The sequence below is a fragment of the Massilia cavernae genome (genome assembly GCF_003590855.1).
Lineage (GTDB): Bacteria > Pseudomonadota > Gammaproteobacteria > Burkholderiales > Burkholderiaceae_D > Telluria_A > Telluria_A cavernae.
In genome coordinates, this window is record NZ_QYUP01000097.1 from 1 (window position 1) to 8,604 (window position 8,604).

Genomic DNA, 8,604 nt, shown 5'->3' on the forward strand with positions numbered 1-8,604 from the left:
ACCTGCGCGCGCAGGAGATCGCGGACCAGAACAACCTGCCGTGCATCTACCTGGTCGACTCGGGCGGCGCCAACCTGCCCAACCAGGACGACGTGTTCCCCGACCGCGACCATTTCGGCCGCATCTTCTACAACCAGGCCAACCTGTCCGCCAAGGGCATCCCGCAGATCGCGGTGGTGATGGGCTCGTGCACCGCCGGCGGCGCCTACGTGCCTGCGATGAGCGACGAGTCGATCATCGTGAAGGAGCAGGGCACCATCTTCCTGGGCGGCCCGCCGCTGGTGAAGGCGGCCACCGGCGAAGTGGTGACGGCCGAAGACCTGGGCGGCGGCGACGTCCACACCCGCCTGTCCGGGGTGGTCGACCACCTGGCGCAGAACGACCTGCATGCGCTGTCGCTGGCGCGCACCATCGTGTCGAATCTGAACCGCACCAAGCCGCAGCAAATGGCGCTGCGCGAGTCCGTCGAGCCCAAGTATCCGGCCGAAGAACTGTATGGCGTGATCCCGGTCGACACCCGCAAGCCTTTCGACGTGCGCGAGGTGATCGCACGTATCGTCGACGGCAGCGAGTTCGACGAGTTCAAGGCGCGCTACGGCACCACCCTGGTGTGCGGTTTTGCCCACATCTTCGGCGTAAAAGTCGGCATCATCGCCAATAACGGCATCCTGTTCTCGGAATCGGCGCTGAAAGGCACCCACTTCATCGAGCTGTGCTGCCAGCGCAAGATCCCGCTGGTGTTCCTGCAAAATATCACCGGCTTCATGGTCGGCCGCAAATACGAGAACGAGGGCATCGCCCGCAATGGCGCCAAGATGGTGACCGCGGTGGCGACGGCTGCAGTGCCGAAGTTCACCGTCATCATCGGTGGCAGCTTCGGCGCCGGCAACTACGGCATGTGCGGCCGCGCCTTCTCGCCGCGCTTCATGTGGATGTGGCCTAACGCGCGCATCTCCGTCATGGGCGGCGACCAGGCGGCGTCGGTGCTGGCGACCGTCAAGCGCGACGGCATCGAAGGCAAGGGCGGCCAGTGGACGGCGGAGGAAGAAGCCGCGTTCAAGCAGCCGATCAAGCAGCAGTACGAGCACCAGGGCCACCCGTACTACGCCACCGCGCGCCTGTGGGACGACGGCGTGATCGACCCGGCCGACACCCGCATGGTGCTGGGCCTCGGACTGTCGGCGGCACTGAATGCCGAAATCCCGGACACGAAGTTCGGCGTATTCCGGATGTAAGGAGAACACCTTGAACACCCACCAGACCCTGACCGTCACGGTCGAAAACCGCGTTGCGACCGTGACGCTGAACCGCCCGGAAGTGCGCAACGCCTTCAACGAGACCACCATCACCGAACTGGCGCTGGCCTTCGATGAACTGGGCCGCCGCGAGGACGTGCGCGCGATCGTGCTGGCCGCGAACGGCGTGGCTTTCTGCGCCGGCGCGGACCTGAACTGGATGAAGAAGATGGCGGGCTACTCGGACGCCGAGAACCTCGACGACGCGACCCGCCTGGCCGACATGCTGCGCACGATCTACCTGTGCCCGAAGCCGGTGGTGGCCAAGGTGCAGGGCGACTGCTACGCAGGCGGCATGGGGCTGGTGGCGGCCTGCGACGTGGTCGTCGCGGTCGAGGAAGCCAATTTCTGCCTGTCGGAAGTGAAGCTAGGCCTGATCCCGGCCACGATTTCGCCTTACGTCATCAAGGCGATGGGCGAAAACGCCGCGCGCCGCTACTTCCTGACCGCCGAGCGCTTTTCGGCGCGCGAAGCGTACCGCATCGGCTTCGCGCATGAAATCTCGACCGCCGACGAACTGGACGAGCACGTGGCCGGCATCGTCAGGGCGCTGGCGACCAACAGCCCGAACGCGGTGGCCGAAGCCAAGGTGCTGGTGCGCGACATGGCGGGCAAGGAAGTCACCGACGCGCTGCTGCTCGATTCGGCCCAGCGCATCGCGAATATCCGCTCGTCACTGGAAGGGCGCGAAGGCGTCGCTTCCTTCCTCGAAAAACGCAAGCCTTCCTGGCTCAACTGATTTGGATTCACGCATGTCTCAAGATTGGGTAGCGCGCAGCCTGCGCAGTGTCTGGCACCCATGCACCCAGATGCAGCACCACGAAACCGTGCCGCTGGTGCCGGTGAGCCACGGCCGCGGCGTGTGGCTGTACGACCATGACGGAAAGCGCTACCTCGACGCGATCAGCTCCTGGTGGGTGAACCTGTTCGGGCACGCCAACCCGCGCATCAACGCGGCCCTGAAAGACCAGCTTGACCGGCTGGAGCACGCGATGCTGGCCGGCTTCACGCACCAGCCGGTGGTGGAACTGTCGGAGCGGCTGTCCGCGCTGACCGGCAATGTGCTGGGACACGCGTTCTACGCGTCCGACGGCGCATCGGCGGTCGAAATCGCGCTGAAAATGAGCTTCCACGCATGGCGCAACGCTGGCCACGGCGACAAGCAGGAATTCGTCTGCCTCGAAGGCAGCTACCACGGCGAGACCATCGGCGCGCTGGCCGTGACCGATGTCGCGCTGTTCAAGGATGCCTACGGCCCGCTGCTGCGCGCCGCGCGCACGGTATCGTCGCCGGACGCGCGCAACGCGCGCGAGGGCGAAACCGCCGAAGACGTGGCGCGCCGCGCGGCGCTGGACGTGGAACGCCTGTTCGCCGAGCGCGCGGACAAAATCGCCTGCATCATCATCGAGCCGCTGGTGCAGTGCGCCACCGGCATGGCGATGCACGACCCGCTGTACCTGAAGCTGGTGCGCGAGCTGTGCGACCGCTACCAGGTGCACCTGATCCTCGACGAAATCGCAGTCGGGTGCGGGCGCACCGGCACCTTCTTCGCCTGCGAACAGGCCGGCATCTGGCCCGACTTCCTGTGCCTGTCGAAGGGGATCAGCGGCGGCTACCTGCCGCTGTCGCTGGTGCTGACCCGCGACGAGATCTACCAGCAGTTCTACAGCGCCGACATCCGCCGCGGCTTCCTGCATTCGCACTCGTACACCGGCAACCCGCTGGCCTGCCGCGCGGCGCTGGCCACGCTGGACATTTTCCGTGAAGACGATGTGCTGAACCGGAACCGCGCACGCGCCGAGCGCATGACGGCGGCACTGGCGCCATTGGCCGCGCACGAACGCGTGGCGAACTTGCGCCAGCGCGGCATGATCTGGGCCTTCGACGCGGTCGAACCCGACAGCGCGCTTGCCGCCACCTTCTCGCGCCGCTTCTTCACCGAAGCGCTGCAAAACGAACTCCTGCTGCGTCCTATCGGCCGCACCGTCTACCTGATGCCGCCATACGTGATGAACGACGAAGAAATCGACGGCCTTGCCGCCCGCACGCACACCGTGTTTGAAACCGTGATCGCGGCGTGACGATGGACCTGATTTCCAAGCTCAACCTCAAGCTGAAGGCCATCGACGAACAGAGCCTGACGCGCCGCCGCAGGGTGGTGGACACACCGTCCGCGCCGCGCCTGGTGGTCGACGGCCGCCCGATGCTGGCTTTTTGCAGCAATGACTACCTTGGCCTCGCGGCGCATCCGCGCGTGATCGAAGCGCTGCGCGAAGGCGCGTCGCTGTACGGCGCCGGCAGCGGCGCATCGCACCTGATCAGCGGCCATGGCCGCGCGCACGATCTCCTAGAAGAACGTTTAGCGGAATTTGTCTCGCCTTACCTGGAATCGCCGCGTGCACTGTCGTTCTGCACCGGCTACATGGCCAACCTGGCGATGCTGACCGCACTGGGCGACGACCCGGATGCCGAGATCTTCTCGGAGTCGCTGAACCATGCCTCGCTGATCGACGGCGCCCGCCTCGCACGCGCCAGCGTCAAGGTGTACCCGCACGCGGACGTCGAAGCGTTGGCGGCCCTGCTCGAAGCCAGCAATGCAAGTACCAAACTCGTTGTCACCGACTCCGTGTTCAGCATGGACGGCGACCTGGCGCCCCTGCCGGAAATGCTGGCATTGTGCGAACGCCACGGTGCATGGCTGGTCATCGACGACGCCCACGGCTTCGGCACCCTGGGCGCGCAAGGCCGCGGCGCGCTGGAACACTTCGGCCTGCGCTCGCCCAACCTGGTCTACATGGGCACCCTGGGCAAATCCGCAGGCGTCGGCGGCGCTTTCGTCGCGGCCCACGAAAGCGTGATCGAACTGATGATCCAGCGTGCACGCCCGTACATCTTCACCACGGCGGCGCCACCGGCGCTGGCGCACGCCCTGCTGGCGTCCATCGACATCATCGGCGGCGAAGAAGGCGCGCAGCGGCGCGCCCATTTGCAGTCGCTGATCGCCCAGCTCGACAGTGAACTGGAGCTTGCGCGCTGGCAGCGTCCAGCCTCGACGACGGCCATCCAGCCAGTTATCATCGGGAGCAATGCCGAGGCGATGTGCGTCGGCGCGCGCCTGTATGAACAGGGCTTGTGGGTGCCGGCGATCCGCCCGCCTACCGTGCCGCTGGACACGGCGCGCCTGCGCATTACGCTGTCGGCCGCCCACACGCATGACGAAGTCGCACAGCTCGCCGCCGCGCTCAACGAACTGGAAAGGACGTGGGATGAGTCTCAATGATCCGATGGAACCGATGGCCGCCGGCCTGCCGGTGCTGACGCCGCAAGCCGAAGCCGCGCCTGCCGGCGACCGCATCCCGGGGCGTTTCAATTGCTTCATCACCGGCACCGACACCGAAATCGGCAAGACGCTGGTATCGGCGGCGATCCTGCACAAGCTGGTGGCCGGCGGCGTGCGCGCCTGCGGCATGAAGCCGGTGGCGGCCGGCGCCGAGATGCGCGACGGCCAGTTGCATAACGACGACGCCGACATGCTGGCCGCCGCCGGCAACGTGCACCTCCTGTCCAGCATCACCACGCCCTACATGCTGCGCGCGGCCTGCGCTCCGCACATCGCGGCGGCGCTGGATGGCGTGGCCATCGAGCCGGTGCCCATCATCGCGGCCTACGCCGAAATCGCCGCCGCCGCCGATGCGGTGGTGGTCGAAGGCGTGGGCGGCTTCCGGGTGCCGTTTTCAAGCGATTTCGACAGCGCCGACCTGGCGCAGCAGCTCAACCTGCCGGTGATCCTGGTGGTGGGCATGCGCCTTGGCTGCATCAGCCACGCCTTGCTGACGGTCGAAGCGATCGTCGCGCGCGGGCTGGTGCTGGCAGGCTGGGTGGCCAACCAGGTCGACCCGGACATGCCTTATTTTGAAGAAAACATCGAAGCACTCGCACAGCGCATCCCGGCCCCGATGCTGGGACGCGTGCCTTACCTGACAAATCCTTCGGCCGCCGCGGCCGCCGAATTTATCGAACTCGCGGGCTTGCCAGGCTGGCCGCCCGTGCGTGACTGAACCACGTACAAGGAACAACAATGACCCAAACGACCGCCGTCTCCTTCCATCCGCCTGCGGATCCGATCACCCTGCCGCAGGAAGCCACCTGGCCGCTGGCCGACGTGCTGGCCCTGTTCGAGCTGCCGTTCAACGACCTGCTGTTCAAGGCGCAGACGGTCCATCGCGCCAATTTCCCGGCCGGCGACGTTGAACTGGCGACCCTGCTGTCGATCAAGACCGGCGGCTGCGAGGAAGACTGCAGCTACTGCCCGCAGGCCGCGCGCTACGACACCGGCGTCGAAGCCAAGAAGATCCTCGGCATCGATACCGTGCTCGACGCGGCACGCCAGGCCAAGGCCAACGGCGCCACCCGCTTCTGCATGGGCGCCGCATGGCGCAGCCCGAAAGAGCGCGACATGGAAAAAGTCGAGGAGATGGTGCGCGAAGTGAAGGCCCTGGGCCTGGAAACCTGCGCCACACTCGGCATGCTGGAGGAAGGCCAGGCCGACCGCCTGAAGCAGGCAGGCCTCGACTTCTACAACCACAACCTCGACACCGCGCCCGAGTTCTACAACAACGTGATCTCGACCCGCGAATACCAGGACCGCCTGGATACGCTGGGCCGTGTGCGCAACGCGGGCCTGAAGGTCTGCTGCGGCGGCATCGTCGGCATGGGCGAATCGCGCCAGCAGCGCGCCGGCCTGATCGCCCAGCTGGCCAACCTGAATCCGTATCCTGAATCGGTGCCGGTCAACCACCTGGTGCAGGTCGAAGGCACGCCGCTGCACGGCCTCGACCCGCTCGACCCGTTCGAATTCGTGCGTACCATCGCGGTTGCCCGCATCACGATGCCGCAGGCGCGCGTGCGCCTGTCGGCCGGCCGCCGCCAGATGGGCGAAGCTGTCCAGGCGATGTGCTTCCTGGCCGGCGCCAACTCGATCTTCTACGGAGACAAGCTGCTGACCACCGATAACCCTGAAGCCGAGGACGACCGCGCGCTGCTGAACAAGCTGGGCCTGCCGACCCGCGCGGCGACGCTCGACTCCGCGCCGAAGGCAAGCTGCGGCGGCTGATTACAACAAACCTGAAAAACAATCGGATAACACGCATGTTCACTAAAATCCTCATCGCCAACCGTGGCGAAATCGCTTGCCGTGTCGCCGCAACCGCGCGCCGCATGGGCATCAAGACCGTTGCCGTGTATTCGGAAGCGGACGCCAGGTCGAAGCACGTGGCGGTATGCGATGAGGCGGTGCTGATCGGACCTGCGGCGGCCAAGGAAAGCTACCTGTGCGGCGACAAGATCATCGCCGTGGCGCTTGCCACCGGCGTGCAGGCGATCCATCCGGGCTACGGCTTCCTGTCCGAGAACGCCGAATTCGCCGACGCCTGCGCGGAATAAAGCTGGCCTGGTTTCATGTGGCCCCGCCTGCGTCGGCGATGCGCGCGATGGTTCGAAGTCGGCGCGCCAAGTCGCTGAATAGGAAGGCCAAACGTGCGCTGGTGCCTGGGCTATACGGCGAACAACCAGGATCCTGGCTTCCTGCAGGACAGGGCGAGCCGCATCGCTACCCGGTGCTGCCTCAAAGGCCAGCGCGGCAGGCGGCGGAGGGCATGCGCGGATAGAGCGTTCCGAAGTTTCAAGGCGGCGCTGGAAAATCGTGCAAGCGCGAGCGATCAGTTCCTCGGCGACGACCAGGTCCTCGCCGAAAAAGTACCTGACCCGTCCGCGCCACCGAGATCCAGGTATTCGCCGACACACCAGGGCAACGCGTCTACTGCACAGAAGCGCGACTGCTCGGTGCAGCGCCGCCACCAGAAAGTGCTGGAAGAAGCGCCGGCGCCGGGCATGACCACCAAGCGCCGCAACGAAATGGGCGAGGCTGCGGTCGCCGCGGCCAAGGCGGTTGGCTACGTGGGCGCGGGCACGGTGGAGTTCATCGCCAACCAGGACGGCTCGTTCTACTTCATGGAGATGAACACCCGCCTGCAAGTGGAGCACCCTGTCACCGAAATGATCACCGGGACCGACCTGGTGGAGTGGCAGCTGCGCGTTGCCGCCGGACAGCCGCTGCCGAAGTCGCAGGACGAGTTAGCAATCAACGGGCACTCGATCGAAGCGCGCATCTACGCCGAGAATCCCGAGAAGGGCTTCCTGCCGTCGATCGGCACGCTGCGCCACATGGATACGCCGGGCGCGGTGTCGTTTGAACTCGGCGGTACGCCGGGCGTGGCGCCGGCGCCGGTGCGCATCGATTCCGGCGTGCGCGAAGGCGATGCGATTTCGCCGTTCTACGACCCGATGATCGCCAAGCTGATCGTCTGGGGCGCGGACCGCACCCAGGCGCTGGCGCGCATGTCGCAGGCGCTGGCGGAGTTCCAGATCGTCGGCCTTGCCACCAACATCGCCTTCCTCAAGCGCCTGGTCGAGGGCGAGGCCTTCTCCAGCGCCGACCTCGATACCGGCCTGATCGAACGTAACAGCGACAAGCTGTTCCCGGCATCGCGCGCGGCGCCAGTCGGCACGCTGGCGCTGGCGGCGGTGTCGCTGATCGCAGAAGAGACAGCGACCTCCGCTGCCAGCTCGGAAAATCCTTCCGACCCGTGGGGCAATGCGCGCGGATGGCGCCTGAACAGCGCCTACCAGCGCCAGCTTTCGTTCGCCGACGAATACAGCGCGTCCACCGACACCAAGGCCTATCGCGTGGGTGTCACCTACCACCCGGCCGGCTGGCACCTCGAAGTCGGCGGCATCGAGACCGACATGTCGGTCACCTCGCATGAAGGCCCGGAGCTGTGCATCCAGCTTGGCGCGACCTCGATCCATGGCACCGTGCGCCGCGACGGCGACGTCTTCCATGTGTTCACCGGCGGCCGTCAGTTCGTCCTCAACTACAACGACCCGATGGCCCACGCAGGCGAGGCGGAAGCGGCCGGCGGACGCCTGACCGCGCCGATGCCGGGCAAGGTGGTCGCGGTGCTGACCGAAAAAGGCCAGCAGGTGAAGAAGGGCGACGCCCTCGTCATCATGGAAGCGATGAAGATGGAACATACCATCGCCGCGCCGGCGGACGGACTGGTCGAGGAAATCCTGTACCAGGTGGGCGACCAGGTTGCGGACGGCGCACCGCTGCTGGCCTTCAAGGCGGCGTAAACAAACAGAAAACAATAACGGAGACACGATGCGCATCCTTCTTCACCGCGCCGATGGCGTGACCGATCCCTGGGTAAGCGATTTCGCAGGACTGCTTCCGGAAGCGGAAGTGGTG

General features: G+C 66.1%; 6 protein-coding genes and 1 pseudogene. All 7 read left to right on the forward strand.

All coding sequences use genetic code 11. The features are described 5' to 3' along the window. Positions 1-1,235, forward strand: a 1,235-nt coding sequence (locus D3872_RS10315; RefSeq protein ID WP_119810692.1) for a carboxyl transferase domain-containing protein, incomplete at its 5' end; no start/stop codon positions are given. Between the two features lie 10 nt (positions 1,236-1,245). Continuing rightward, positions 1,246-2,034, forward strand: a complete 789-nt coding sequence (locus D3872_RS10320; RefSeq protein WP_229459256.1) for an enoyl-CoA hydratase/isomerase family protein — start codon at positions 1,246-1,248, stop codon at positions 2,032-2,034. Positions 2,035-2,047: 13 nt separating this feature from the next. Continuing rightward, positions 2,048-3,376 (forward strand): adenosylmethionine--8-amino-7-oxononanoate transaminase, encoded by a 1,329-nt coding sequence (bioA, locus tag D3872_RS10325; RefSeq protein ID WP_182915763.1) that lies wholly within the window; start codon positions 2,048-2,050, stop codon positions 3,374-3,376. A gap of 2 nt (positions 3,377-3,378) precedes the next feature. Beyond that, positions 3,379-4,575, forward strand: a complete 1,197-nt coding sequence (gene bioF, locus D3872_RS10330) for an 8-amino-7-oxononanoate synthase (RefSeq protein ID WP_119810695.1) — start codon at positions 3,379-3,381, stop codon at positions 4,573-4,575. Then, positions 4,562-5,353, forward strand: a complete 792-nt coding sequence (gene bioD / locus D3872_RS10335) for a dethiobiotin synthase (RefSeq protein WP_119810696.1) — start codon at positions 4,562-4,564, stop codon at positions 5,351-5,353. Before bioF ends, bioD begins: the two co-directional genes overlap by 14 nt. A 20-nt stretch (positions 5,354-5,373) precedes the next feature. Next, complete coding sequence (gene bioB / locus D3872_RS10340; RefSeq protein ID WP_229459257.1) at positions 5,374-6,408, forward strand: biotin synthase BioB; 1,035 nt, start codon at positions 5,374-5,376, stop codon at positions 6,406-6,408. Between the two features lie 35 nt (positions 6,409-6,443). Further along, positions 6,444-8,489 (forward strand): annotated as a pseudogene (locus D3872_RS10345) (acetyl/propionyl/methylcrotonyl-CoA carboxylase subunit alpha). The last annotated feature ends 115 nt before the right edge of the window (positions 8,490-8,604 follow it).

What these genes read in the sequence shown, in the direction of transcription:
- bioD (WP_119810696.1), top strand. Translation starts at nt 4,562, where the DNA reads ATGAGTCTCAATGATCCGATGGAACCGATGGCCGCCGGCCTGCCGGTG.
- bioF (WP_119810695.1), top strand. Translation starts at nt 3,379, where the DNA reads ATGGACCTGATTTCCAAGCTCAACCTCAAGCTGAAGGCCATCGACGAA.
- bioA (WP_182915763.1), top strand. Translation starts at nt 2,048, where the DNA reads ATGTCTCAAGATTGGGTAGCGCGCAGCCTGCGCAGTGTCTGGCACCCA.
- bioB (WP_229459257.1), top strand. Translation starts at nt 5,374, where the DNA reads ATGACCCAAACGACCGCCGTCTCCTTCCATCCGCCTGCGGATCCGATC.